Source organism: Acetobacter sp. KSO5 (assembly GCF_044094635.1).
Lineage (GTDB): Bacteria > Pseudomonadota > Alphaproteobacteria > Acetobacterales > Acetobacteraceae > Acetobacter > Acetobacter cerevisiae.
The window spans coordinates 1,311,298-1,334,649 of the sequence record NZ_CP172014.1; the positions used below are offsets into that span (position 1 = coordinate 1,311,298).

The following is a 23,352-nucleotide window of genomic DNA, read 5'->3' on the forward strand; positions in this document are numbered from 1 at the left end:
GTCAATCAGCCATCCTCCAGATGAAGAAGCAGTGAGATAGCGAGGCAAAGTCCGGCAACGGTAGGAGCCCATGCCGCCAGAACGGGGGGAAGGGCACCGGAGTTACCAAACTGCTCCGCAACTTTTGATACTGTGAAAAGCAGAAATCCCGCCGCAACGCCAGACCCGATCATCTGAGCTACGCCGCCGCGCCGTGTTGGACGCATGGAAAATCCTGCTGCCACAAGAGCCATAGTGCCTGCCAGCATAGGGAGCGCGAGCAGAGACTGGAAGTGAATCCGGTGGCGGATGGAAGAAAATCCGGAGCGGTCCAGCAGCGCGATAAAGCTCGGCAGAGCCCAGACAGAGAGGGTTTCCGGCGAGGAAAAACTTTCCTGCACACGGGCGACTGTCAGATCAGTCGGCAGATTCATCTGGCCGAGGGGATGAAGAATTTCATTCGGGCGGACGGTCTGCGCGCTTTTCAGTTCCCAGACGCGGTCCCCCAGAATGCCATCAGGCGATTCGATTCTCATGACCAGCTTGTCGTTTCGGTCCAGCCGGAAAACGCTGACATCATGAATGTGCAGAACCCCTTTCTCCAGCTGCACACCACGGGCATGCAGGATAGCCACGCCTTTAGGGTCATACTGGCTGTCTGCCTGCCGCAGCCACAGCGAGCCGCTGGACAGGCTGAGCGGGCCGCCGCCGGTGCGCAGATATTGCTGGTCCAGCTCTTCCGCCCGGCGATACATGGCGGAGGAGAGCGGGGAGATCAGGGCTGTTGCGATGGTGCCGATCAGCATGGCGCAGGCCAGCGGGCCGGCCAGAAACTGCCAGGCGGAAATACCGGCGGCACGGGCCACAATCAGCTCTGAAGAGCGGGTCAGCCGCCAGAAGCAGATAATGCCCCCCAGCAGAATACCGAACGGCAGGATTTCCACAGAAAAATAGGGGACGTGCAGGGCTGCAATTTCTGTCACCACATTGGTGGAGACGTCCGGCCGGGTCGCAACGCGGCGCAGCAGATCGATAAAGTCGAACAGGCAGACAATGCCGGTCAGGGACGCAATCATGGCCACGACGGAAAAGACGAACTGGCGCGCGATGTAGAGCGAGAGGGTGACGGAGACAACCATAAGGGGCGCGTTCTTCCTCAGACCGTGCGGGTGCTGGAGCGGAGGCGCAGCTCCGGCAGAAACAGGATGGCCGCACACGCTAAGCCGGGCAGCAGGGCCACCAGCGGGATAAGCGGAATGAGCGCCATATTCCGGCTGGCAAGATTTTGCAGCAGCAGGTTGAACGCCAGCAATCCGACCACGCTGAGCACAGCAGCCAGTGGGCGCTTGATGTTACCGTGGCGCGAGAACACCCCGCGCAGCACCGCAAACAGGCCGACCATGGCAAAGGAGAAGCAGGTGAGCGGGGAGGTTAGCCTGCGCCAGCCCTCCACCTTGAACTTGCCGGTATCACGCGGGGCGACCTCTTTTGGGTCCGGGTTCAGCAGTTCATGCAGGGACATTTCCGCCGCATCGCGGAAGCGGGAGTCTTCCTGATGTGTGGAGGAGAGATCCATGGAATCCTGTTGAAAAACCAGCATATCCAGACGCCCCGTTTTATGGTCGATCACCTGACGGGAGCCGTCATACAGGATGACGCGGGGTGTGTCGTTGACAATCATCATGGTGCCGCGATTGGCCAGAATTGTGGCGCGGCTGTTGGGCTGGCGGTCATCCTCCACCACAATGCCGTGCAGCGTGCCGTCATGGCTGCGCTCACGGATATAGACCGTCATCACGTCGGAAACTTTGGTGAAGACGCCTTCCTGCAGCATGAAAGCCGCCATCTTGTTCCGGATCTGGAATTCAAACTGCCGGAAGTGATGGTAGGAGACGGGCACGACCCACAGATTGAGCAAAAACCCGATAAATGTCGCCATCAGGGCGCAGGTCAGGCCGGGGCGCGCCAGAGCAATGGGCGAAAGCCCTGCGGCGCGCATCACCGTCAGTTCCCGGTCTCCTGCCAGCCGTTGATAGACAAACAGGCTGACCACAAACGTGGTGATGGGGAGCACAACGGCGACAAAAGAGGGAATAAGCAGGCTGGTCAACTCGATAAAGACCCGCAGGGACAATCCGCGATCGACCACCAGCGAGACAAAGCGCAGCGATTGCATCAGCCAGATAAGCGCCGCCAGCCCCCCGGTGGTGGCCAGAAGGGCAATCAGAAGCTGATGAAACACGTAGCGGTCCAGCGTGGAGACGCGTGCTTTCAGCCATGATGGAAATGAACGGACGGTCATATCTGTCTTATCTACCCCCTCCCTCTCTCAGAGCAACACCCCCTTGTGACAGAATAATGAGGGCGGGAGAGGAAGAGTGGTTCCGGCTTGCGGCTTTATGAGGGCGAAGAGCGCCGCCACAGGCCGGATTACGCCCGTCAGACGGCCAGACATGTGCTGCCTGACGTGTATAAAAAATTATTCTTCTACGTGAGTATCCGGGTCTCCGCCCAGACGGTTTCCGGCTTCCAGCCCCGCAATGGCGGCAAGATCGCCTTCGTCCAGCGTGAAGTTGAAGATATCCAGATTGGCGCGCATCCGGTCCGTGTTGCTGGATTTTGGGATGGGGATGATGTCGTTCTGGGTAAACCAGCGCAGCATGATCTGGGCCGGGGTGCGGTTGTGTTTGTCCGCAAGTTCCACAATTACGGGGTTATCCATCAGCCCCTTGCCAAGCGGCCGCCAGCCTTCCGTCAGAATACCATGTTTGGCATTGAAGCGGCGCATGTCGGCCTGCTGGAAGTCGGCATGGATTTCAATCTGGTTGACGGCCGGCACGACGCCCGTTTCCTGAATGAGGCGCTCCAGATGGGCGGGCTTGAAGTTCGAGACGCCGATGGAGCGGATCTTACCGTCCTTCTGTGCGGCAATCATCGCCTTCCAGCTTTCCACATACAGGTCTTTTTCCGGCAGGGGCCAGTGGATGAGGTAGAGGTCCACATAGTCCACATTCAGCCGCTGGAGGCTGCCATCCAGCCCTTTGAGCGCGGCGTCATAGCCCTGATCTGCCCCGCGCAGTTTGGTGGCGAGAAAGATATCTTTTCTTTCAACTTCAGAGTCTTGCAGCGCGTGGCCAACACCCGTTTCGTTCCCATAGCTGGCAGCGGTGTCAATCAGGCGATAGCCGGTGAGCAGGGCGGCCTGCACGGCGGCTTCCACTTCCTGATCATTCATGGGGTAGGTGCCAAATCCCATGCCGGGAATTTTGTGGCCGTCATTCAGGGTAAGGAGGGGGGCTGAGGGCATGGGGCGCAATCCTTGAAAGTCTTGTCAGAACATCAGAGGCACAAACCGGCCTCCGAGCGGCACAGGGCCGGGAGGCAGGGGGCGGCTTTCTTTCTTAACGTTTCGGGGTGGGGATGGTTCAGAAAAACCAGCCGCCCTCAGAACAGCAGGATGACGCCGGCGGAGGCGGAGTTATCGCTTTCCTTGTTCGGGCCGTGGGCGGCAGATTCCGTGTGGGCGTATTCCGCTACAAGGTTCAGCCAGTCGGTCAGGCTATAAAAGGCAGCGCCGACTTCGGACTGGTTGCGACGCACCAGCAGAGAGCTGTTTTCGCCCGGAGCCTGATAGAGATTACTCACACCATAACTGCCGACCAGCTTGAACTTCTTGGTGAAGTTATACATGGCCTGCACGTAATAGCCTTCCGACGCCCGTTTGCGGCCATTGTTGGCAATGCCGTCAAAGAACAGGCCGGTCGTGCCCAGTCCGCTGCCCCGGTAGTAATAGGCCACACCCTGAAAGCCTTTGTAGGTGATCTTGGTGCCGATTTCCCCAGCTTCTACCATCGCCCCGCGGCGGCTGCTGGCATCCAGATCCGGGCTGGTCAGGCCCTGTTGATGCTGCACAAGGAAGCTGGCCCAGATACGGGTTTGCACGCCACCAATCGTAAAGTCGTAGGTGCCTTTACCCTGCACCATGGGAGAGGAATGCTGCGTGGAGGAGGCCGAGAGTGCGCGGCCTGACGCATCACCCCCGGCAAAGTTGAATTCATCAAGAGGCTGGAAAACACCGACGGAGCCCTGCAACCCGTGATATTTGGGAGAGACGTAGGAAATCTGCGGGATCCAGTCCGCATACACATAACCGACACCGATACGACCGAGCGACGTATTGCCCGGTGCCGCGTTGCTGCCGGTGGACCCCACACTGAGCAGGGTGGCATCGTTCAGGATGGCGTCGCTGCCGAAAATGGCGAGGTCACGCCCGAACTTGAACGTCCCGACTGCCTTGGTGCCGACGGTTACGTAAACCTGTCGCAGATCGATCCCGGCCGTGCCTAGTCCGACCGGGCTGCCGCCTGTATTGGCGTTGAAGGCCCCGTTCTTGGCGTTGTCCACGCCCGGATACATGCCCAGCACGGCGGACATATCAATGCCCGACTGGGTGGTGCTGAGCTTGAGGATAAAGCCTGCGGGCAGCAGGCCGTTACGCACGGAAGAGGAATCAAACCCGCTGGAGCCGGTGGAGACGCCACCCGCCACCGGGCGACCGCCTGCGGGGCTGTTATAGGTGTAGAACCCGTTCACGAAGCCGGAGAAGTTGATGTCGATCGGGCCGGCCTTGAAGGTCAGGCCTTTGCCGGGAACGTATTTGGCCACGCGGACGATGCTGTTGCTGTTCAGGGCCTCATTGGTGGAGCGCATTGCTTCCTGAGCGGAGCGAGCGCTGGCTTCGGCCCGGTTGGCTGCCAGTTCTGCGCGGCTGGAGGCTTCATCCGGCGCGCCCGGATCAAACCGGATGCCATCTTCATAGCCTGAGCCGAGGGTGTGCGCAGCCGGGCTGCCATGATGCGGGGCAGACGCAGTGGCCGTGCGGACGGGGCGGGCTGTACGCGCCGGGGCTGTGTGCTGCGTTGTGCCTGCGGTGTGGCTCAGATGTTTGGCCAGAAGGGTATCGTGCTCATGCCTGGTCAGGCTGCCTTTGAGCTGAAGAATATCCAGCAGGTCACTATAGTCGTCAGCCAGAGCAGATGGCGCAGTCATAAATGGCGCGCAGGCAACAGATGTTACCACAACAGGTAATAGAAGTGCCCGTTTTCTCGATGCCATAAAAGTCTGCTCCCTCACGTCGTTTGCTATCTCTGAGAGATTGGACTTCCCTCCGTCAACACCCTGATAAGAAGAGTTTCCTGCCAGTACAAAGGCCTGAACGGCAAGGAAACAGGGCTGAGGTAAAGGGACCGGAAGAGGGAGTGCCGCCCCGGAGCTGTGAGGCTTTCAAGGGGCTCTTATGCAGCGCAAGCGGGCTGGATTATGCGGCATTTTGAGGGTTTTTGTTTGTTGTCAAAATGTTATGCGGATTTGTTCGGGGACGCGGAACGATTTTAAATCGAAACAAAATCGCTAAAGCACGCTCCCTTGCACGCTTGTGGCGGAGGGGTGCTATGCGGGAATAGAACTTGTCCGGCTTAAGAGAACGGAAAAACCCTTGGTGTTATAACGAAAAATACCAAGGGAATACGGGCGCAGGTCACGCAGTTGTTACGCCTCCGGCAGCGTCGGGCTGACCCGATGCCGCACAACTTCGCCAATAATGATCAGGGCAGGGCTGGTCACATTTTCAGCAACAGCCTGTTCAGGCAGCGTGGCGAGGGTGCCGGTAATCACGCGCTGCTGCGGCGTTGTGCCACGTTCCACCAGGGCGGCGGGCCAGTCGGCGGGTAGGCCATGTTCCATGAGTTGCGCGCTGAGTTGGGGCAGCATGGTCAGGCCCATATAGATCACGACCGTCTGGCTGCGCAGTGCGATGGTCTCCCACGCCAGATCCAGCGTGCCATCGGCCTTGGCGTGGCCGGTAATAAACAGGCACGCCTGTGCGCAGTCCCGGTGCGTCAGCGGAATGCCGGCATAGGCCGCGCAGCCATTGGCGGCGGAAATGCCCGGAATAATGCGGAAGGGCACGCCTGCTTCTGTCAGCGTTTCGATTTCTTCCCCGCCACGGCCAAAAATAAACGGGTCTCCGCCTTTCAGGCGCAGTACGCGTTCACCCGCTTTGGCACGGCGGACGAGTTCGGCGTTAATCCCTTCTTGCGGCAGGGTGTGCCGGTTACGCTGCTTCCCAACAAAAATCAGCTCGGCGTCGCGCCGGACATAATTGAGGATGTCCGGGCCAATCAGATTGTCATACAGAACCGTATCTGCATCCTGCATGAGGCGCAGGGCGGCGAGGGTGAGTAGGTTCGGGTCTCCAGGGCCAGCGCCGACCAGCCAGACTTCGCCTTGCCGGGTGTGACCGTCCAGCAGGTTGTCAAGTTCCCGGCTGGCGGCTTCTGTCTGCCCGCTCATGGCCAGATTGCCGCCGGAGCCATCAAGAAACCGTTCCCAGACCTGCCGCCTGTCAGACGGGTCGGGCAGGCGTGCGCGCAGAGGCAGGCGGGCGTTCTGCATAAAGTCCGCCAGCAGATGCAGGCCAGCGGGCAGAATTTCTTCAATCTTGGCGCGCAGGCGGCGGGCGAGCACCGGCGCCGCCCCACCTGTGGAGACGGCGACCTGCACCGCGCCGCGCGTGCTCAGCGCCGGGGTGATGAAGCTGGAATTACCCGGATCATCCACCGCGCAGACCGGCACGTTCTGCTGCTGGCACAAAGCGGCAAGGCTGCGGTTCAGCGTGGTATCATTGGTGGCGATATAAACCAGACGGCAGCCGGGCAAGCGGGCGCGTACGTCGTCTTCCGACACCAGACCCGGCACATGCGTCAGAACGCCGTCATCCGCCAGACGCTGCAATTCGGGGCAGAGCGTGGGGGAGAGGAGTTCAATCCGCGCGCCGGTGGGCACCAGAAGGCGCACCTTGTTGGCGGCGATATTCCCGCCACCAATGACAAGGACACGAGCTTCGTCGAGGCGAAGCATGATGGGAAACCAGCTGGTTTTTTCAGAAGACGACTGCATAACACCCTCAGCAAGCAGGCTTGTGCGCGGGACGCAAGGGTTCTGATGCGTTGAGCGCACAAAAAAGCTTTTTTAATCTTTCTGCGTTTCAGTGGCCTGTTGCCATGATAGCGCCGTCTTCCCAAGTGACAGGACACAAAAAGTGTGCCGCAACGCAGGCTTCACCATCACAAAGAGGGCAGAATGGCAGGAACGGTCACACAGTCTGGCATGCAGAGTAATCAGACCGATAAAACCATCGTGGTGCCAGACCGCGAGCTGCATGTGTATGCCGGGCGGCCCGTGGCTTTTCTGCTGCGCTATATGCGCAATCGGGCCATGGCGCATGTGATGGTGTTTGGCTCGGTCGGGCTGGCGATTGGCTGCGCGGTTCTGTCCTCCTACGCCATCCGGCATCTGGTGGATGTGATGACGGCCACGGCGCATAATGGTCCGGTCGAGGCCGTCTGGCAGGCGGTGGCCATTCTGGCGGTGCTGATTGCCACAGATAATATGGGCTGGCGTATTGCAGGCTGGTTTGCCTCCCGCACCTTTATTGAAATGACCGGAGATATCCGGCGCGATCTGTTCCGGTTTCTGACAGGCCATTCCCCGGCGTATTTTTCCGAGCGGATGCCGACCTCTTTAGCGGCGCGGATTACCACGGCGGGTAATGTCTGCTTCACCCTCGAAAATCTTCTGGCATGGAGCGTCCTGCCGCCTGCTCTGAATGTGGTGCTTTCTGTCACGCTCATGCTGTCCGTGAGCTGGCTTATGGGAGGCGTGACGGTGGTTCTGGCAGCGGCTCTGTGCCTGCTGATGTTCCGTCTGGCGGTGCGCGGGCGCACATTGCACGGAGAATACGCTGCGGCTGCTGCCGGGCTTGAGGGCGAGACGCTGGATGTGATGGGCAATATCGCGCTGGTGCGCGCCTTTGGGATGCGAACGCAGGAGCGTCTGCGCTTTAACACGCTGGCGGGCAGGGAGATGGGCGAGCGTCTGCGTTCCCTGCGCTACATGGAAAAGCTGCGCATGGTACATGCCGTGCTGACGGCTGTGCTGACGGCGGGTTTGCTGATCTGGGCGGTGCTGCTCTGGCAACATGGCGAGGCCAGTGTGGGGGAGGTGGTAATGGTCATCACCCTCGGTTTTGCCATTCTGCACGGCACGCGGGATCTGGCGATGGCGCTGGTGGAGACCATTCAGCACAATGCGCGGCTTTCTGAAGTGCTGTCTGCCTTGCTGGTGCCGCACGATATGCCCGACCGGGATGACGCCGTGCCGCACCCCGGCCCGGTGCGCGGCGAGATTGTGTTTGAGGATGTTGGCTTTGCCTATCCCGGCGGGGCGAAGGTGCTGGATGGCTTTAACCTGCATATTGCCGCAGGCACCCGCGTGGGGCTGGTGGGGCGCTCCGGTTCCGGCAAGAGCACGGTTTTGGCGCTGTTGCAGCGGCTCCGCTTTGTGCAGTCTGGTCGTATTCTGATCGACGGGCAGGATATTTGCAGCCTGACGGATGATGGCTTGCGGGCCTGCCTCTCCATTGTGCCGCAGGATGTCTCTCTGCTGCATCGCAGCGTGATGGAAAATATTCGTTACGGGCGGCCTGATGCGACGGATGAAGCCGTGCGTGCCGCAGCGGCTGCTGCTGGCTGTGCGGACTTTATCGAGGCCATGCCGGAGGGGTTTCAGACGCTCGTGGGGGATAGGGGCGTAAAGCTGTCCGGCGGCCAGAGACAGCGGATTGCCATTGCCCGGGCCTTCCTGCGGAACGCGCCGATCCTCATTCTGGATGAAGCGACCAGTGCGCTGGACACGGAAAGTGAAGCGCATGTGCAAAAGGCGCTGGAGCGGCTAATGGTGGGCCGGACTGTGATTGCGGTGGCACACCGGCTTTCAACTTTGCGCAACTTTGATAGAATTGTTGTGATGCAGGACGGCAGGATTGTGGAGGACGGCTCTCCCACCCTGCTGGAACAGCAGGACGGCCCGTATAAGAATTTTTTGAACCAGCAGGTGACCCATACGAATGATGTTGCATGACGATGCGCCCGCTCTGGACTCTGATCGTCCGGCGGCAGCTAAAGGGGCTCTTGCCGCTTACGCTTATCAGCAGATCAGAGAACGCCTGATCCTGAGCACTTATAAGGGCGGTGAAAGGCTGGTTCTGCGTCCGCTGGCGGCGTCTCTTAACCTCAGCCCGACCCCGGTGCGGGAGGCCCTGCTGCGGCTGGTGTCCGAACAGGCTCTGGAACTGGATGACCGCAATACCGCACGCGTGCCCGCTCTCTCGCGGGAGGTGTTTCAGGAAGTGCATCCACTGCGCGGGGACCTGGAAGAGCGCCTGACACGCAATGTGGCGGGGCGGATAACACCGGAGCAGATTGGCGTGCTGGAAACCTGCCATCAGTCCTTTATTGATGGCTATCTGGCCGGAGACCCGCATCAGGCGGCTGTCGGGAATGCCGCCTTCCATAGTGCGATTGCTGACTTTTCCAGCATGACCATTACAGCTGGCATCATGCAGCGCCTGTGGGCGCGGATTGGTCCGTTTTATGCGGGTACCAATGGTTTGCCGCCTGCCAGCCCGGTGGAGGCTAATCATCCGCACATGCTGCTGCTTGAAGCCTTCCGGCGGCATGATGCGGAAGCGGCCGTGGCGGCAATCCGGCAGGATTTCCAGCAGGCCCGCAGCTGGCTGGAACCGCTTTTGCCGGCCTGACCCTGTTTGAGAGTGTTCGGGCAAAGAAAAACCCGGTCCGCTGCAAGAGCGGGCCGGGTTTTTTTATATCGTGATGACGGTAAGCCTCAGGCTTTTTTGGCCTGAGGAGCAGCCTTGGTAGCCTGAATAGCGGGCTTTTCACCCGGTTTGACGTCCGTCAGGCCGGGTACTTCCACGTCAATTTCCAGCGTGGAGCAGTGGGCACCGCGATCCAGCTTGATCTGCACCTTGTCCTGATCCACGGCGACGTGCCGTTTGATCACTTCCATGATTTCCCGGTGCAACTGGGCCAGCAGATCATCTTTGCCTTCCCCACCGGAAATCCGTTCATGAGCGAGGAGAATCTGCAAACGGTCGCGCGCGACGGGTGCCGAGGAGCGGCGTTTGAAGATATTGGAGAGGAAGGTCATGAGACTCTCCGTTTAAACAGCCAGTCAAACAGGCCTTTGCGTTCCGTGGGAATAGTGACTTCCAGCTTCTCGCCTGCCAGACGCCGCGCCGCATCGTTATAGGCGCGCGCCGCTGCACTTTCAGGCTCAGCTATCGTAACCGGGGCTCCCACGTTTGAGGCCCGCAGTACGTCGCCGCTTTCCGGGATGATGCCCAGAAGCGGAATGGACAGGATTTCCAGCACATCGTCTGTCCCCAGCATGTCACCCCGGGAGGCGCGCTGCGGGTCATACCGGGTGAGGAGGAGGTGTTTTTCCAGCTTCTCACCTTTTTTGGCTTTTTCCGTTGTGCTGTCCAGCATGCCGATAATGCGGTCACTGTCACGCACGGAAGAGACTTCCGGGTTGGTGACAATCACGGCCATATCGGCGTGATACATGGCCATCTGTGCGCCGCGCTCAATCCCGGCAGGGCTGTCACAGATCACCCAGTCAAACTTCTTGCGCAGTTCCGCAATCACCTTGGCCACGCCTTCAGACGTCAGGGCATCCTTGTCCCGCGTCTGGGAGGCAGGCAGCAGGGAGAGGGAGGGGACGCGCTTATCCTTGATGAGCGCCTGCGCCAGATTGGCATCACCCTGAATCACGTTGATCAGGTCAAACACCACGCGGCGTTCTGCGCCCATTACCAGATCAAGGTTCCGCAGGCCGACATCGAAATCAACCAGCACAACGCTCTGACCATTTTGTGCCAGCGCTGCGCCTAAGGCTGCGGTGGTGGTGGTCTTACCCACGCCACCTTTGCCGGACGTGACGACCAGAACCTTTGACATCCGTGTTATTCCTCTTTGGTCTTTAAGGCTGCTTTGCCGTCAGCTTAGTACGACAGCCGTGTAGGAACGCAACCTTACAATCTGTCATCAAAAATGGAACGCAGAATATTCGCCTTAAGCGAAGTCTTTTGCGTAAAAGTGTTACGTGAGAGGAAGGAAAGTGAGTGTTTCCCCGGAAAGTGCAACCTGAGCTGGTTTACTTGTCTGGTCCGCATTCATTTCTTCCGCGGTGGCGTAAAAACCGTCAATCGCCACCAGTTCGGCTTCCAGCGCACGGGTGAAGATACGGGCTTCCCCATTCCCGCCAATCCCTGCAATGGCCCGGCCACGCAGAGGGCCGTAGACGTGGATGGAGCCGCCGGCTGAGACTTCCGCCCCAGAGGCGACGGAGCCAAGAATGATCACATCACCATCCGGCCACACGACCTGCTGGCCGGAGCGGATGGGGCTTTCAAGAATAAGCGTGCGCGGGCCGGGGGCTTCGGGCACGTCATCTTCCGGGATATCGATCTCGGCAGAGGCGCGGCCACCGGCAAAGTTTTCCGGCCATTCCCAGTCCGCCAGCGCGGGCCAGGAGCGGTCCCCGCCTTCAATCCCCATCACGCGGATGCCGCGCTCCTTCAGGGCAGGCAGCAGATCAGCCAGATGCTGCGTTTCAGCATCCAGCATCCCGAGGTCCAGAATAATGGGCTTGCCGGCAAAGAACCCGGCGGAGCGGGCAATCTGGTGATCCAGCGCGCTCAGCCAGTCTTCCAGCGGGGCTTCCGGGGTGAGCGTGAGCGCCAGAAAGGACCGGCCGGAGATACGGATGCGGGGCAGGGGGGATGTCGTGGCGGACAAGGACGTGAGATCTCGCTTGCGTAGGATCGGACGGGAAAGTGCAGCAGTGGTACACGCTGCAAGGGTTGTCTGTCGAGCATCTGTGCAGAACGCGCAGGGACCCTGTGCATTATTTGATGCCCGCAGGCCCGATTACCCTCTGGCGCGCTGGCAGACAATGTCATAAATCTTGCGCATGCGTACCCTGTATCATCTCCCCCTCTCCCCCTACTGCCGGAAGATCCGGCTTGTGCTGGGTGAAAAACGTCTGCCGTTTGAAGCCATCGTGGAACGGGTGTGGGAAGAACGCCCGGAATTCTACGCCATGAACCCGGCAGGTGAAGTGCCGGTTCTGGTTGAAGATAACGGGTTGGTTGTGCCGGATTCCTCCGTGATCTGCGAGTATCTGGAAGAAGCCTATTCTGATACGCCGCTGCTGGGCCGCACGCTGGCTGAGCGCGTGGAAGTGCGGCGTCTGGTGGCGTGGTTTGACCAGCGCTTTGCCCGCGATGTCTCCCGTCGTTTTATTGGCGAGCGCGTCATGAAGCGCATTAGTGGCCGCGGTAACCCGGATGGCACCATTCTGCGGGAAGGCTATGCGGCCATGAAGCCGCACCTGAAATACATCAACTTCCTTGCGGAAAACCGGAACTGGCTGGCTGGTAACTTCCTCTCTCTGGCGGATTTTGCGGCAGCAGCCCATCTCTCCAGCCTTGATTTTATTGGGGATATTGACTGGTCCAAAGCGCCTGCGGTGCGGGACTGGTACGCCCGTATGAAGTCTCGCCCCTGTTTCCGCCCCCTGCTGGGTGACCGCGTATCTGGCATTACCCCGCCGGACTATTACGCCAATCTGGATTTCTGAAGAGCGTGACCTTTCATAATGGCGGCGACGCAGCGCGTCGTGCGCCCGATGTGCTGATTATTGGTGCCGGTGCTGCCGGGCTGATGGCGGCGTTTACAGCAGCCCGGCGTGGTCGGCGCGTTGTGGTGCTGGACCATGCGCCGGAGGTTGGGCGTAAAATCCTGATTTCTGGTGGTGGACGCTGTAATTTTACCAATACCGAAATGCGGGCCGAACGCTTTATTTCCCAAAATAAACATTTTGCCCGCTCAGCCCTCAGCCGGTACACGCCTGCGCAGTTTCTGGAACTGCTGGCGAAGCACAAAATCCCCTGGCACGAGAAAAAGCTGGGACAGTTGTTCTGTGACAATTCCGCGCGGGATATTGTGCAGATGCTGCTGGCGGAATGTGCGGCCGCCAATGTGACCATTCTGACGGATGTGCGCATTACCGATGTCACCAAGCCGCAGGATTTCCGGGTGCAGACCTCTGCCGGACCCTTCACCAGCAAGGCGCTTGTGCTGGCGACGGGTGGCCTCTCCATCCCCAAATTGGGTGCGACCAGCTTCAGCTATAATATTGCCCGCTATTTTGGTTTGTCGGTTGTCTCGCCGGAGCCGGCTCTTGTGCCGCTGGTGTTTGGGCAGCCTGACGAAAGCTGGGTACAGTCTCTGGCTGGCGTCTCTCTGCCGGTGCGGGCGTCCTGCGGGAAAATCGGGTTTGATGAATCGCTGCTGTTCACGCATCGGGGCCTGTCCGGCCCGGCGTTGCTGCAAATTTCGTCTTACTGGGAACCCGGCCAGCCGGTGCGGATCAATCTGCTGCCCGGTGAAGATCTGAACGCGCTTCTGGCCGGATTGAAAAAAGCCAAAGGGCAGATGAAAGGCCCGGCAGCATTGGGCCGCTGGTTGCCGCATCGTCTTGCGCAGGAACTGGCTCGCCAGGGTGCGCCGGAAGAGCGTCCCGTTGTGGAATGGCCGGACCGTACGCTGCGCGCTCTGGCTGACCGCATCCATCGTCTGGACCTGCACCCCACCGGTACGGAAGGGTTTGCCAAGGCGGAAGTCACGCGCGGCGGGGTTGATACCCGGAAACTGTCTTCCAAAACCATGGAAGCGCAGACCGTGCCAAACCTTTATGTGATTGGCGAGGCTGTGGACCTGACCGGCTGGCTGGGTGGCTATAATTTCCACTGGGCGTGGGCCAGCGGACATGCGGCAGGGGAAGCACTTGGAGAAAGTGCTGCCGCCTGAGACGATTTAGTCCGAGCTGTTTTTAAGTTCCGCAGCCAGTTCCAGCGCACGGGCGTAAACCGTGCGGCGGGGCAGGCCGATGGCGGTGGCGGCGAGGGCTGCGGCGTCTTTGACGGAATGCGTGCTCAGCAGGGTGCGCAGGGTCGTATCCAGATCATCCGCGCTGCTTTCTTCCGCTTCTGCCGGGCCAAGTAGGAGAGTGATTTCCCCGCGGGGTGCTGTTTCAGCATAGAAGGCGGCGAGGGTGCCTACCGGCCCCCGTTTGACTTCTTCAAAGCGTTTCGTGAGTTCCCGTCCCACGGCGCACGGGCGGTCTTCCCCAAAAACTTCGGTCATGTCAGCCAGCGTATCCGCCAGACGGTGGGGGGCTTCATGCCAGATCAGGGTGGCGCTCAGGCCCGCCCGTTCAGCGGCGCGCAGTTTGGCGAAGGCTTCCTTACGGGCGGCAGAGCGCGGGGGCGGGAAGCCGATGAACATGAAGGGGTGCGGCGGCAGGCCGGATAATACCAGCGCCGTCAGGGCCGCATTAGGGCCGGGGATGACGGTTAGCGAGAGATCGGCCTCAATCACTGCCCGCACCAGCCGGAAGCCGGGGTCGGACATCAGCGGCATGCCGGCGTCGGACACCAGCGCCATGCGGGTGCCGTTCTGCATCCGCTCAATGAGGGCCGGAACGCGCTGGCGTTCATTATGCTCGTGCAGGGCTTCCGTGCGGGTCGTAATATTCCGGTCAGACAGCAGGCGGGCTGTCATGCGGGTATCTTCACACAAAATCAGGTCGGCTTCGGCCAGAGCTTCCGCGCCACGCAGGCTGAAATCTCCCAGATTTCCTATGGGAGTCGCAACCAGCGTGAGGCCTGCCGCACTACCGGAGGAAGAGAAGGCATGACGAGAGGCCTTTCCTTCGCTATGGAGTGTGGAAGTCCGGTCATAAGCTTCATCAGGCCGGTTGTTTGCGGAGGACGATCTGGATGATGACGCGCACATATTCTTTCCTGTCAAAGGCATCCACGCGAGGTCTGGCTGGAAATGGCGCAGGACGCAAGGCCGGAATGGTTGTTTTGGGTACAGTAGGGCTTGCAATGGCGGGATGTGCGGACCAGTCCGGCCCCGGTGCAGCCACTGGCCCGCAGGCCCCAAAGGCCGCGACCAGCCACAAGATTGGCGTTCTGCTGCCGTTGACGGGGCCTAATGCCGCCCTCGGGCATGAGCTTCTGGCCGGGGCGCAGCTTGCCCTTGCAGAAAACGGAACGTCCACAACACAGGGGCAGGCCTCTGCCCTGCAAATGGATGTGCATGACACGGCAGCCGTCGGGGGCGCCTCCGCTGCGGCCACGGCGGCAGCGGAGGCTGGCGATGGCATTATCCTCGGCCCGTTGACGGCAGTGGACACCGCTGCCGCAGCGCCTGCTGCGCAGTCTGCAAGCATGCCGGTTCTGGCTTTTACCAGTGATGTTGGTCAGGCCCGGAATGGTGTGTGGGTGATGGGCATTACGCCGGAGGATCAGGTGGAGCGTCTGGTCGCCACGGCACGTCAGGAAGGGCGGCATCGTTTTGCGGCCTTCCTGCCGGATAACCCGCTGGGCCATGCGCTGGGGAATGGTCTTCTGGCGTCCTGCCGGGATCAGGGCCTGATGTCCCCCACCATTGTTTATCATACCGGCTCTCAGGCCAGCATTACGCAGATGATGCGGGAGCTGTCCTCCTACGATACGCGCCGCGCAGAAGCGCAGCCGGATGGCAATGCTGCGGCTCCTGCAAGCACGCCTGCGGCACCGGCTACGGGCAGCACGGACACGGCAGACAAGGCGCTGCCGTCTGATCTGGCTGCCGCGCTCAAAGGTGGGTCTGATACATCCGCCACCGCTTCGGCTGATGGCGCAGCGCAAACCCCGGCCGTGCCCAAACTTGCGCCGCCGCCGTTTGATGCGCTGCTGCTGGGTGATACGGGCCTCGGCCTGAAAAACGTGATTGGTGCGCTGGCAGATAGTCAGGTGTCCTCCGCGAATGTGCGGATTATGGGGCCGGGTCTGTGGGCTGCGTTTGCAACCAAGCTGGGTGCTCTGAAAGGCGCATGGTATGCGGCGCCGGATCCGTCATCCCGCCAGAGCTTTGCCAGCCGCTTTATGGCGCGCAACCACCACATGCCGCGTCCGCTGGCGGATCTGTCCTATGATGCCGCGAAAGTTGCCACCACCGTGGCGCGCGTGGCCCCCAATGGTTACCCGGCTGATGTGCTGACCCGTTCGGAAGGGTTTGCCGGGGTGGATGGTCCGTTCACACTGCTGCCGGATGGCCGCACGCGCCGTGCGCTGGGTGTGTTTGAAGTGCTGGATAATGGTGGCGGTGCAAAACTGCTGGTTCCGGCCACCACCAAAAGCGCTGTTTCAGGCTGATCTGAACGCGGCTTGAAAAAGCAAACGGGGCACCGGGGAGAATTTCCCGGTGCCCCATTTTTGTTTCAGGCGTAGTCCGCTGTGTCAGGCGCGATAGGCGGCCATCACGCGCAGGCGTTCAGCGACTTTTTTCACCACATCATCCCACCTGCGGGGCGTAGTCTGGCGGATGATGTGCATGGTTGGGTACCACGGGCTGGTGTCCTGCCCATGCAGCCAGCGCCAGCAATTGTCATACCGATCCATCATGATGACCGGCTTGCCCAGCCCCCCGGCCAGATGGACGGACGAGGTATCGACGGACACAATCACATCCAGTGACATCATGAGCGAGGCTGTATCGTCCATGGTATGCAGGTCATCCGTGGGGTCATACAGCGTCATGTTGCGGGGCGGGTCCAGCATCTGGTCCGCATACGGGCCTTTTTGCAGGCTGATGAGGTTGATGCCCGGAATAGCGCTGAGCGGTTCCAGTGTTTTCAGGCTCATGGAGCGTCTGCGGTCCACCATATGCGGGCCAATCAGATTAGGCCGCGGCGCACCACCCCAGATGACGCCGACATTCAGCTTGTGATTGTCCGGCAGGAGTTCGGCAAACTCTTTTACCTTGTTGGGGTCGGCTTTCAGATACGGGACGGGCGCGCCCATGGCATCCGGCGTAGCGGAAAAAACGCGGGGCAGGCTGATAAAGGGGCAATGCCAGTCATACGGCGGCACCTCGCCTCCCACCTGCACGGTGCCAACGCCTTCAAGACGGCGGCAGAGATCTTCCAGCGTATCCGGCACCCAGAGGTGAACATGCGCCCCCCGGCGGGCTAGCGGTTCCACATAGCGCAGATACATCAGCGTATCGCCGAGACCTTCTTCCTGCGTGACCAGAACGCGCTGGCCGGTCAGGTCTGTGTCCGGGCCGAGGGAGGGGAGCAGGCGGTCCTGCGGTAGGCTGCTATGGCCCGGCAGCTTCAGCCGCCATTCATGCTCGGCCCAGCCCTGCGCATAGCGTCCGGCCTTGAGCAGGGTGATGGAGTGGTTCAGGCGGATCTGGGCATCTGTGGGGCGGAGGGTAATGGCGCGACGGTAGGCGTTCAGGGCCTCCTCAAACCGGCCTTCACCGGCCAGAATGCAGCCGATGTTGGAGAGAGTGCCGGCATGGTCCGGGTTTTCAGCCAGCACGCCTTCCAGCACGCTCAGCGCCTCAGCCATATCTCCGCGCTCCGTGAGTGCCATGGCCAGCATGTTGTAGGAATAGGTGGCATTGGGGCGGAGGGCGATGGAGTGGCGCAGAGTTTCAACGGCCTCGTCAAACAGGCCCATCTGGGTCAGCACGCCGCCCAGCACGTCATAAATACGGGCATCCTGCGGGGTGACCTTCAGCGCGGCGCGGCAGGTCGCAACGGCATCCGGCCTGCGGTCCAGCTCGGCCATGATGTCGCTCAGGTCCTGCAGGGGGTGAACGGTGGTGGGGCTTTTCTGCGCAACGCGGCACAGAAGTTCCGCAGCCTGTTCCGGCTTATTGGTTCCTGCCAGACAGAAGGCGCGTAATATATCAACGGAATTCTCCCCACTGCTGGCGTAGGGACTGAGGGCCTTCAGAGTGCTTTCAAAGTGCCCGGCTTTGATCTCACTCAGCGCCCGGCGCAGAATGGCAGGATCAGGGGCCGCAGAATGTGCGGGGGAGGAGGCTTTGCGCGTCATGGCCGCCAGCCTACTGCGCTGATGCAGTGCTGAAAAGAGGAAGCGCGCCCGCCATCAAAAAACCCGGTCAGGCACTGGGCCGGACCGGGTTTTTGCGTCAGATCTGGAGCGGGAGCCTCAGGCTGCTTTCATCACAGCCGTGAGGGAGTCCAGAACTTCCGTGGGGTCTTTTTTCTCAAGAACTGCGACTTCCGCCACAAAGCGTTCCTGAGCGGCTTCAAACAGCTTCCGTTCACTAAAGCTGCCGTCCAGACTGTCCACATTGCGGCGCAGGTCACGCAGGACTTCGGCAATCTGAACCAGATCACCAGAGTTGATCTTTTCCTGATACGCAACAGCGCGGCGGGCCCACATGCCTTTGCTGACATGCGGTTTGCCCTTGATGATCGCCATGGCTTTGTCCACAATCTCGCGCGAGACGATTTTGCGAAGGCCAGCCTTACGGGCTTTTGTCAGCGGGATGCGCAGGGTCATCTGGTTGCCGGGGAAGGAGATCTGAATCACTTCCAGCTTGGTCCCGGCAATCTCGTCAACACCGATGCGGTCTACACGGCCCACGCCATGGGCGGCATAGACAATGGCGTCACCTTCCTGGAAGGGGTCGTCATCTTTAATTTTGGTTTTGGCCTGCGCTGCGGTTGTTGCGGCGGCAGTGCGTGCCATTGCGTCTGTCACGCCGCCTTTCGGAGTTGTTCTGAATGTGCTCATAACCAAACCTTATACCACAATTTCGGTGGCCTGTCTTCCAAAACGGCAGACAGGCCCGTATGGCAGATGGAGCCGCAGATCAGGGCTGAATGCCGTTTACTGCGGTAATGGGGGGCGGCAGGGGCAGGCCTGTTGGCTGGACCACATCAATTTCAATCGTGCGGGCCATGGCAGCCATGGGGAGCGCATGCGGCGTGCTGGCAAACGGCTCCTGCAGGTCATTCGCACTTTTATCGAGCACCAGAAACAGAATACCCACCAGAGATGAGCCAAGCGGCGTAATCCATTCCAGCGTCTGCACCATGGACAGGGGCAGAAGGATGCAGAAGACGTTCACCAGCGCACGGGGCAGGGCGGAAAACTGCATGGGCAACGGCGTGTTGCGAATACGCTCAAGCCCACCCTGCGCGTTGGCGAGGTCCGAGAGAATGCGGTCAATCTGGCCATGCACTGCGCCATCAATGCCCTTTTTGGCGACTTCATCACTCACGCCCAGCCCGAGTTGATAGAGAATGGCGTTAGGCTGGTTGCGCCAGCCTGCAATGGCCTTTGCCATTTCCGGGGGGAGCAGGCGGTTGACGTCGGCAGAGACATCCACATTCCCCAGCGCGCCACGCAGGGCGTGCGGGTAGGCGGCCATGCCCATCATCAGGTCTGGCCGGTCTTTAAGCAGCGTGCCGACCTGCCGGCCAAAGGAGCGGCTGTTATTGGTAATGGCCCCCCACAGGGTGCGGGCCTCCCACCAGCGGGCATACGCACTATTGCTGCGAAAGCCCATGAACAGGGCCAGCGCTGAGCCAATGAGCGAAGTGGGCAGACTTGGCTGCTCCATCCATTCCTGATGGAATACCTGGAACAGGATAACCACGATGAAATCCCACGCCGCCATAAGCAGGATAACACCAAAAATTTCTTTCGTGATGATGCGCAGGCCGATCCGCTGGTCAACGATCATCCATTAAATCTCCATTTTCTCTGATGTCAGGCACCGGGGCCGGACCATAAAAAGCAATGTTGCTTAACAGCTTAGCCCCCAAAGGGTTTCCATGGATGCAATGCTGTATCGCGCAGAACGGGACAATAGCATGGTCTGGCGCGTGTGTGGCGGGGGTGGGGAGGGCTTTTTAAAAAAATCGTCATGATTTTCTTGTGACCCCGGACGCGAGAACAGCTCTGGCCCGTCCGTTAAAAAGCGGATTATCGTGATCGTATTGCGTCAGGGCGGCAGAGCATTTGCGCTGTGGCTTGGGGAAAGTAAGGAGTGTCGGGCTGATGACGACCAGCAGCATGCTGAAAACCAGATCGGAGCATCTGTGCCACGGGGGGCGTGTTGGCTTTTACAGCCATCAGTCCGACGTGCTGGGGCTGGAAGCCCGCTTTGCCGTGTTTGTGCCGCCCGGTGCCACGGCGGCGCGGCCTGTGCCGGTGGTGCATGTGTTGGCGGGGCTGACCTGCACGGAGGAAACCTTCTTTATCAAGGCGCATGCGCTGGCCGAAGCCGCCCGATTGGGGATTGCGCTGGTGGCGACGGATACCTCGCCACGCGGAGCGCAGGTGCCGGGTGAGGAGGAAAGCTGGGATTTTGGCACGGGAGCCGGGTTCTATCTGGACGCGACGCAGGAACCGTGGAGCCGCCATTACCGCATGGGCAGCTACATTGCGCAGGAACTGCCTGCTCTGACAGAACGGCTCTTCCCGCTGGACGGCACACGCCGCGGCATTATGGGGCATTCCATGGGCGGCCACGGCGCGCTGGTGCATGGGCTGCGGGCACCGGAGTTCTGGAAATCCATTTCCGCCTTTGCGCCCATTGTGCATCCGGCAGCCGTGCCGTGGGGTGAGAAAGCCTTTACCGGCTACCTGGGGCCAGACCGGCAGACATGGCGACGGGAAGATGCCGTCTGCCTGCTGGAAGATGGCTACCGTCACCCGGCGGATATTCTGATTGATCAGGGCGAGGCCGACCAGTTTCTGGAACGCGAACTGAAACCGGAACTACTGGAAGAGGCTGCACGCAAAGCAGGCCAGTCCCTCCGCCTCCGCCGACATGCGGGCTATGACCATTCTTACTGGTTTGTGCAGAGTTTTGCTGCGGATCATGTTCGGCATCATGCGGGGGTGTTGAGAGGGTTGTGAGTGAGCCTCAATAGAGTGAGCGAAAGCAGTTTGTCGGTTTTCGCTCACCTCAGCTATTAGGCGCACATGACTATTCCTCATAAAGTGGGCAATCTCGAAAACCTTCCATTGAGAGATTTTCAGATAGTAAATGCGTCTTACGAGGAATAAAATCATCATAGCACAAAACAATGATTTGAGGCGTTCGCGTTCCAATGGTGAAATTACTCAGCGAGTGAGTAAGCTTACTGCGGCTTGAATTTTTGCGCGGATAATTTCTGACCCAGAATATATCTGTTCATCAATTGAAAGATTGCTCAGTGCTTGTGACACACGATTTAACTGGAAAACAAGGGCAACTTTTTCAGGTTGTGTAAATGCAGTTAATCGTGTTTCTACAAATAGGGGTATCTCGCCTATTACTTGGATTGCGTATTGCCGATTGCTTTGATCTGTGATCATATCAGTTACAGTATTGATAGCGCCAAGAATGTCCTCCAAGCCTTCTACATTGCTATTCGGGTTCTCGATTTCCTCAATAAGATATATGCTTAACGCCTGAGTATCGAGTTGAAAGGTCTTAAAGCCTTTGATTTTTCGAGCACGCTCATAGCTAGCATCAAGGAACATTCGAGCTTTAGGTATTTCACCCAAACTTTTCATTAAAATTGAATACTGCAACCAAAATAAAGGTTCTTCATTTACAGATGTGTCACGTGACAGTCGTATAAAATATTTATCAATTAATACATCTGATGTTGCGTGATTCTGTAGGAAGCTCTGTAAGGTTGAGACCTTCATCAATTCTCCGGCCAACCGACGATGTATGCGCTCCTGCCGACGTCGGGTTGACGAAGTCGCGATCTCGTAGCAGGCATCCAAGATGTCTTCAGAAGAAAAAATATGCTGAATTAAGAATTCCGAGAGTAGTGATGAGCGCATCTCGATTTTATCATTGTGAACATCAAGAAGGTCGTTCGATATTCCTGCTGCCCCTCGTAATTCGATATAAACATCCCGTCCAGCAAGTTCCTGAAGATAGTCATCTTCTATGTCAACGCCTACCCATTTAATTAGTGATGAAAAAACCAGAATTTGGCGAATTCCTGTCCCAGCAGAATTTACGACCTCATGGATCTTCTGCCTAATTTCGGTATGGTTATAAAGTTGAGTTACAATATCACGAATTTCTCGTGCGGAGTGGACGATTTCAGCCAGATCGCGTGTCTGTAATCCAGCGCGGTAGAGGATGGCTAGAAGTTGTTCGCGATCATTAGTATCAAATATATTCAGGTTTATGCGCCTGATTTCCGGTGGAAGCCGTTTAGAAATTTCGTGGAATCGTACTTCTTGTTGGCCGGTTCTTACGGTAACAATGAATTTTGCATCAGGAACACTAGTGGCAATACGCTCTATATTTTCAATGGCCTCATCATAGTCATCGAAAATTATCAAAACACGCTTATGTCCTGAAATGACGTCGAGATCCTGCGCTAAATTCCGCTTCGCACTGCGCCAAAGTAGGCAAACAAATCCCTGCTTCATAGCATTCAAGGCTAAAATTGAAGAAAAAATAGTTTTGCCGTTCCCAAGTTTAGAGTGAACTAAAATTGTTTTTGCATTTTTAAGAGCCGCAAGAGTGTCTTCTGCTGCTTTACTTCGTAACGCAACGTAACTAGATTCATCTTGCGTATTGAAAAAACGTCCTTGATTAAATGCTCCAAAGCTTACGAGATTAAAAATTTCGACTGGTGTAGGATTAGCTAAAACTTTACCGTCCAAACCTGGTCGCAAATATTTAAAGGATTGTAAGGCATTCAAAGTTTGCGGCTTATTAGGTTTTGGAAGAGTTTTCGCAAGCGTAGCAAAATTTCCAAATCCAATAGGTAGAATCTGACCATAATCAGATGCTCGCCGCACGAAACTGCGCTGCGGATTTTCTCTTGTCACAAAATAAGTCCGTTTAACGGCACCTTCTCCGGCAGTCATCAGTCCAGAGATATGATGATCTCGGAGGCTGAAACCCATGAAATAACATGCCTCAAACGTTCGACGATCACGCTTGAATTCATCAAACCATTCCGGAAACTGGTGTGCGATGATATCGTAGGAGCGGTTATTGAGAATTAATTGTTCCGAAGCGTTTTCTTCATTTGCCTTTCGGATTGATCCATGTAAATAAACAGCGAATGCGCGAGGTAATTGACGAGGACGTGTTTCGTCAAATGTGAATATTGGAAAATTCGGTCCTTTGACTGCATTTACCATATCATCGTAATTTGTTGTATATATCCTAGCCCAAGGAAACGACAAAATATCGCGTTGGTAATCTAGAGTTTTGGATATTGTAAAAGTTTCGGACAGAAGTTGGTAAAGGCTAAGGTCGGACCTCTCTAAAAATTCGTCTGCCGCAGCCTTAAGATCTAATTCTGCTGGATCTTCCTCGAGTTCGCTGGCTAGTCGGTTTAGAAGAGGATCGCTGGTAGGCACTAAATCGTCAGCAATATTTGTGGCCTTCGCCGAGAAGCCAGAACCTAAAAAAAGTACTGAATTTTCAGGATCGAAATTTTTTATTGACATATCATCCTCCCTTTATTTTGTAGTATGCGCAGATATTTGTTGCTAGCAAACAGGTTGCTCACCAGATTCTGATTATGCAAACG

General features: G+C 58.2%; 19 protein-coding genes. 6 read left to right on the forward strand and 13 right to left on the reverse strand.

What is annotated here, in order from left to right; all coding sequences use genetic code 11:
• Positions 1 to 5: 5 nt before the first annotated feature.
• The 5 genes from lptG to cysG all read right to left on the reverse strand — a co-directional run bounded on the left by lptG (position 6) and on the right by cysG (position 6,936).
• The gene (gene lptG, locus ACHQGU_RS05960) at positions 6 to 1,118 is read right to left on the reverse strand and encodes an LPS export ABC transporter permease LptG (RefSeq protein WP_062142232.1); all 1,113 of its coding nucleotides are present in this window, start codon (positions 1,116 to 1,118) and stop codon (positions 6 to 8) included.
• Positions 1,119 to 1,135: 17 nt separating this feature from the next.
• Complete coding sequence (gene lptF, locus ACHQGU_RS05965) at positions 1,136 to 2,281, reverse strand: LPS export ABC transporter permease LptF (protein ID WP_062272610.1); 1,146 nt, start codon at positions 2,279 to 2,281, stop codon at positions 1,136 to 1,138.
• A 177-nt stretch (positions 2,282 to 2,458) separates the two neighbouring features.
• Positions 2,459 to 3,286: an aldo/keto reductase gene (locus ACHQGU_RS05970; protein WP_062272612.1), complete on the reverse strand. Its 828-nt coding sequence runs from the start codon at positions 3,284 to 3,286 to the stop codon at positions 2,459 to 2,461.
• Between the two features lie 137 nt (positions 3,287 to 3,423).
• Positions 3,424 to 5,094: a porin gene (locus ACHQGU_RS05975; protein ID WP_395496165.1), complete on the reverse strand. Its 1,671-nt coding sequence runs from the start codon at positions 5,092 to 5,094 to the stop codon at positions 3,424 to 3,426.
• A gap of 432 nt (positions 5,095 to 5,526) precedes the next feature.
• Positions 5,527 to 6,936 (reverse strand): siroheme synthase CysG, encoded by a 1,410-nt coding sequence (gene cysG / locus ACHQGU_RS05980; RefSeq protein WP_062142250.1) that lies wholly within the window; start codon positions 6,934 to 6,936, stop codon positions 5,527 to 5,529.
• 183 nt (positions 6,937 to 7,119) lie between these two features.
• Here cysG and ACHQGU_RS05985 point away from each other — a divergent pair, with 183 nt between their 5' ends.
• Both ACHQGU_RS05985 and ACHQGU_RS05990 read left to right on the forward strand, forming a co-directional pair.
• Positions 7,120 to 8,958: an ABC transporter ATP-binding protein gene (locus ACHQGU_RS05985; protein ID WP_395496168.1), complete on the forward strand. Its 1,839-nt coding sequence runs from the start codon at positions 7,120 to 7,122 to the stop codon at positions 8,956 to 8,958.
• Positions 8,945 to 9,637: a GntR family transcriptional regulator gene (locus ACHQGU_RS05990; protein WP_082779895.1), complete on the forward strand. Its 693-nt coding sequence runs from the start codon at positions 8,945 to 8,947 to the stop codon at positions 9,635 to 9,637. Before ACHQGU_RS05985 ends, ACHQGU_RS05990 begins: the two co-directional genes overlap by 14 nt.
• A gap of 86 nt (positions 9,638 to 9,723) precedes the next feature.
• On the opposite strand, the gene minE is transcribed toward ACHQGU_RS05990, so the two are convergent.
• The 3 genes from minE to minC all read right to left on the reverse strand — a co-directional run bounded on the left by minE (position 9,724) and on the right by minC (position 11,699).
• Complete coding sequence (gene minE / locus ACHQGU_RS05995) at positions 9,724 to 10,047, reverse strand: cell division topological specificity factor MinE (RefSeq protein WP_062142227.1); 324 nt, start codon at positions 10,045 to 10,047, stop codon at positions 9,724 to 9,726.
• Positions 10,044 to 10,859, reverse strand: coding sequence for a septum site-determining protein MinD (gene minD / locus ACHQGU_RS06000; RefSeq protein WP_062251008.1), 816 nt, complete (start codon positions 10,857 to 10,859; stop codon positions 10,044 to 10,046). Before minD ends, minE begins: the two co-directional genes overlap by 4 nt.
• A 141-nt stretch (positions 10,860 to 11,000) precedes the next feature.
• Positions 11,001 to 11,699: a septum site-determining protein MinC gene (gene minC / locus ACHQGU_RS06005; protein WP_061507064.1), complete on the reverse strand. Its 699-nt coding sequence runs from the start codon at positions 11,697 to 11,699 to the stop codon at positions 11,001 to 11,003.
• A gap of 175 nt (positions 11,700 to 11,874) precedes the next feature.
• On the opposite strand from minC, the gene ACHQGU_RS06010 reads away from it, so the two are divergent.
• Positions 11,875 to 12,543 (forward strand): glutathione S-transferase family protein, encoded by a 669-nt coding sequence (locus ACHQGU_RS06010; protein WP_061507063.1) that lies wholly within the window; start codon positions 11,875 to 11,877, stop codon positions 12,541 to 12,543.
• A gap of 83 nt (positions 12,544 to 12,626) precedes the next feature.
• Positions 12,627 to 13,775: an NAD(P)/FAD-dependent oxidoreductase gene (locus tag ACHQGU_RS06015; RefSeq protein ID WP_395496389.1), complete on the forward strand. Its 1,149-nt coding sequence runs from the start codon at positions 12,627 to 12,629 to the stop codon at positions 13,773 to 13,775.
• A gap of 6 nt (positions 13,776 to 13,781) precedes the next feature.
• On the opposite strand, the gene rsmI is transcribed toward ACHQGU_RS06015, so the two are convergent.
• Positions 13,782 to 14,762 (reverse strand): 16S rRNA (cytidine(1402)-2'-O)-methyltransferase, encoded by a 981-nt coding sequence (rsmI, locus tag ACHQGU_RS06020; protein WP_253555511.1) that lies wholly within the window; start codon positions 14,760 to 14,762, stop codon positions 13,782 to 13,784.
• Here rsmI and ACHQGU_RS06025 point away from each other — a divergent pair.
• Positions 14,750 to 16,171, forward strand: coding sequence for a penicillin-binding protein activator (locus ACHQGU_RS06025; RefSeq protein ID WP_395496390.1), 1,422 nt, complete (start codon positions 14,750 to 14,752; stop codon positions 16,169 to 16,171). The genes rsmI and ACHQGU_RS06025 overlap by 13 nt on opposite strands.
• 84 nt (positions 16,172 to 16,255) lie before the next feature.
• Here the strand turns inward: ACHQGU_RS06025 and ACHQGU_RS06030 are convergent, their stop codons facing one another.
• The 3 genes from ACHQGU_RS06030 to ACHQGU_RS06040 all read right to left on the reverse strand — a co-directional run bounded on the left by ACHQGU_RS06030 (position 16,256) and on the right by ACHQGU_RS06040 (position 19,529).
• Positions 16,256 to 17,866 carry a tetratricopeptide repeat protein gene (locus ACHQGU_RS06030; RefSeq protein ID WP_395496171.1) on the reverse strand — a complete coding sequence of 537 codons (1,611 nt, stop codon included), beginning with the start codon at positions 17,864 to 17,866 and terminating at the stop codon, positions 16,256 to 16,258.
• 117 nt (positions 17,867 to 17,983) lie between these two features.
• Positions 17,984 to 18,574 carry a CarD family transcriptional regulator gene (locus ACHQGU_RS06035; RefSeq protein WP_043552352.1) on the reverse strand — a complete coding sequence of 197 codons (591 nt, stop codon included), beginning with the start codon at positions 18,572 to 18,574 and terminating at the stop codon, positions 17,984 to 17,986.
• Positions 18,575 to 18,653: 79 nt separating this feature from the next.
• Positions 18,654 to 19,529, reverse strand: a complete 876-nt coding sequence (locus ACHQGU_RS06040; RefSeq protein ID WP_395496173.1) for a bestrophin family protein — start codon at positions 19,527 to 19,529, stop codon at positions 18,654 to 18,656.
• A 314-nt stretch (positions 19,530 to 19,843) separates the two neighbouring features.
• Here ACHQGU_RS06040 and fghA point away from each other — a divergent pair, with 314 nt between their 5' ends.
• On the forward strand, positions 19,844 to 20,710 hold the full coding sequence (gene fghA / locus ACHQGU_RS06045; RefSeq protein WP_395496391.1) for an S-formylglutathione hydrolase: 867 nt from the start codon (positions 19,844 to 19,846) through the stop codon (positions 20,708 to 20,710).
• A 207-nt stretch (positions 20,711 to 20,917) separates the two neighbouring features.
• Here the strand turns inward: fghA and ACHQGU_RS06050 are convergent, their stop codons facing one another.
• Positions 20,918 to 23,269: an SIR2 family protein gene (locus ACHQGU_RS06050; RefSeq protein WP_395496175.1), complete on the reverse strand. Its 2,352-nt coding sequence runs from the start codon at positions 23,267 to 23,269 to the stop codon at positions 20,918 to 20,920.
• Positions 23,270 to 23,352 lie beyond the last annotated feature (83 nt).

Bases quoted from the DNA above. Each gene is read 5' to 3' on its own strand.
- ACHQGU_RS06010 (WP_061507063.1), top strand. From the start codon at position 11,875: ATGCGTACCCTGTATCATCTCCCCCTCTCCCCCTACTGCCGGAAGATC.
- minE (WP_062142227.1), bottom strand. From the start codon at position 10,047: ATGACCTTCCTCTCCAATATCTTCAAACGCCGCTCCTCGGCACCCGTC.
- ACHQGU_RS06030 (WP_395496171.1), bottom strand. From the start codon at position 17,866: ATGACGCGCAAAGCCTCCTCCCCCGCACATTCTGCGGCCCCTGATCCT.
- lptF (WP_062272610.1), bottom strand. From the start codon at position 2,281: ATGACCGTCCGTTCATTTCCATCATGGCTGAAAGCACGCGTCTCCACG.
- ACHQGU_RS05970 (WP_062272612.1), bottom strand. From the start codon at position 3,286: ATGCCCTCAGCCCCCCTCCTTACCCTGAATGACGGCCACAAAATTCCC.
- lptG (WP_062142232.1), bottom strand. From the start codon at position 1,118: ATGGTTGTCTCCGTCACCCTCTCGCTCTACATCGCGCGCCAGTTCGTC.
- ACHQGU_RS05975 (WP_395496165.1), bottom strand. From the start codon at position 5,094: ATGGCATCGAGAAAACGGGCACTTCTATTACCTGTTGTGGTAACATCT.
- ACHQGU_RS06035 (WP_043552352.1), bottom strand. From the start codon at position 18,574: ATGAGCACATTCAGAACAACTCCGAAAGGCGGCGTGACAGACGCAATG.
- ACHQGU_RS06025 (WP_395496390.1), top strand. From the start codon at position 14,750: ATGACGCGCACATATTCTTTCCTGTCAAAGGCATCCACGCGAGGTCTG.
- ACHQGU_RS06050 (WP_395496175.1), bottom strand. From the start codon at position 23,269: ATGTCAATAAAAAATTTCGATCCTGAAAATTCAGTACTTTTTTTAGGT.
- rsmI (WP_253555511.1), bottom strand. From the start codon at position 14,762: ATGTGCGCGTCATCATCCAGATCGTCCTCCGCAAACAACCGGCCTGAT.
- ACHQGU_RS05985 (WP_395496168.1), top strand. From the start codon at position 7,120: ATGGCAGGAACGGTCACACAGTCTGGCATGCAGAGTAATCAGACCGAT.
- ACHQGU_RS05990 (WP_082779895.1), top strand. From the start codon at position 8,945: ATGATGTTGCATGACGATGCGCCCGCTCTGGACTCTGATCGTCCGGCG.
- ACHQGU_RS06015 (WP_395496389.1), top strand. From the start codon at position 12,627: ATGGCGGCGTTTACAGCAGCCCGGCGTGGTCGGCGCGTTGTGGTGCTG.
- minD (WP_062251008.1), bottom strand. From the start codon at position 10,859: ATGTCAAAGGTTCTGGTCGTCACGTCCGGCAAAGGTGGCGTGGGTAAG.
- ACHQGU_RS06040 (WP_395496173.1), bottom strand. From the start codon at position 19,529: ATGATCGTTGACCAGCGGATCGGCCTGCGCATCATCACGAAAGAAATT.
- cysG (WP_062142250.1), bottom strand. From the start codon at position 6,936: ATGCAGTCGTCTTCTGAAAAAACCAGCTGGTTTCCCATCATGCTTCGC.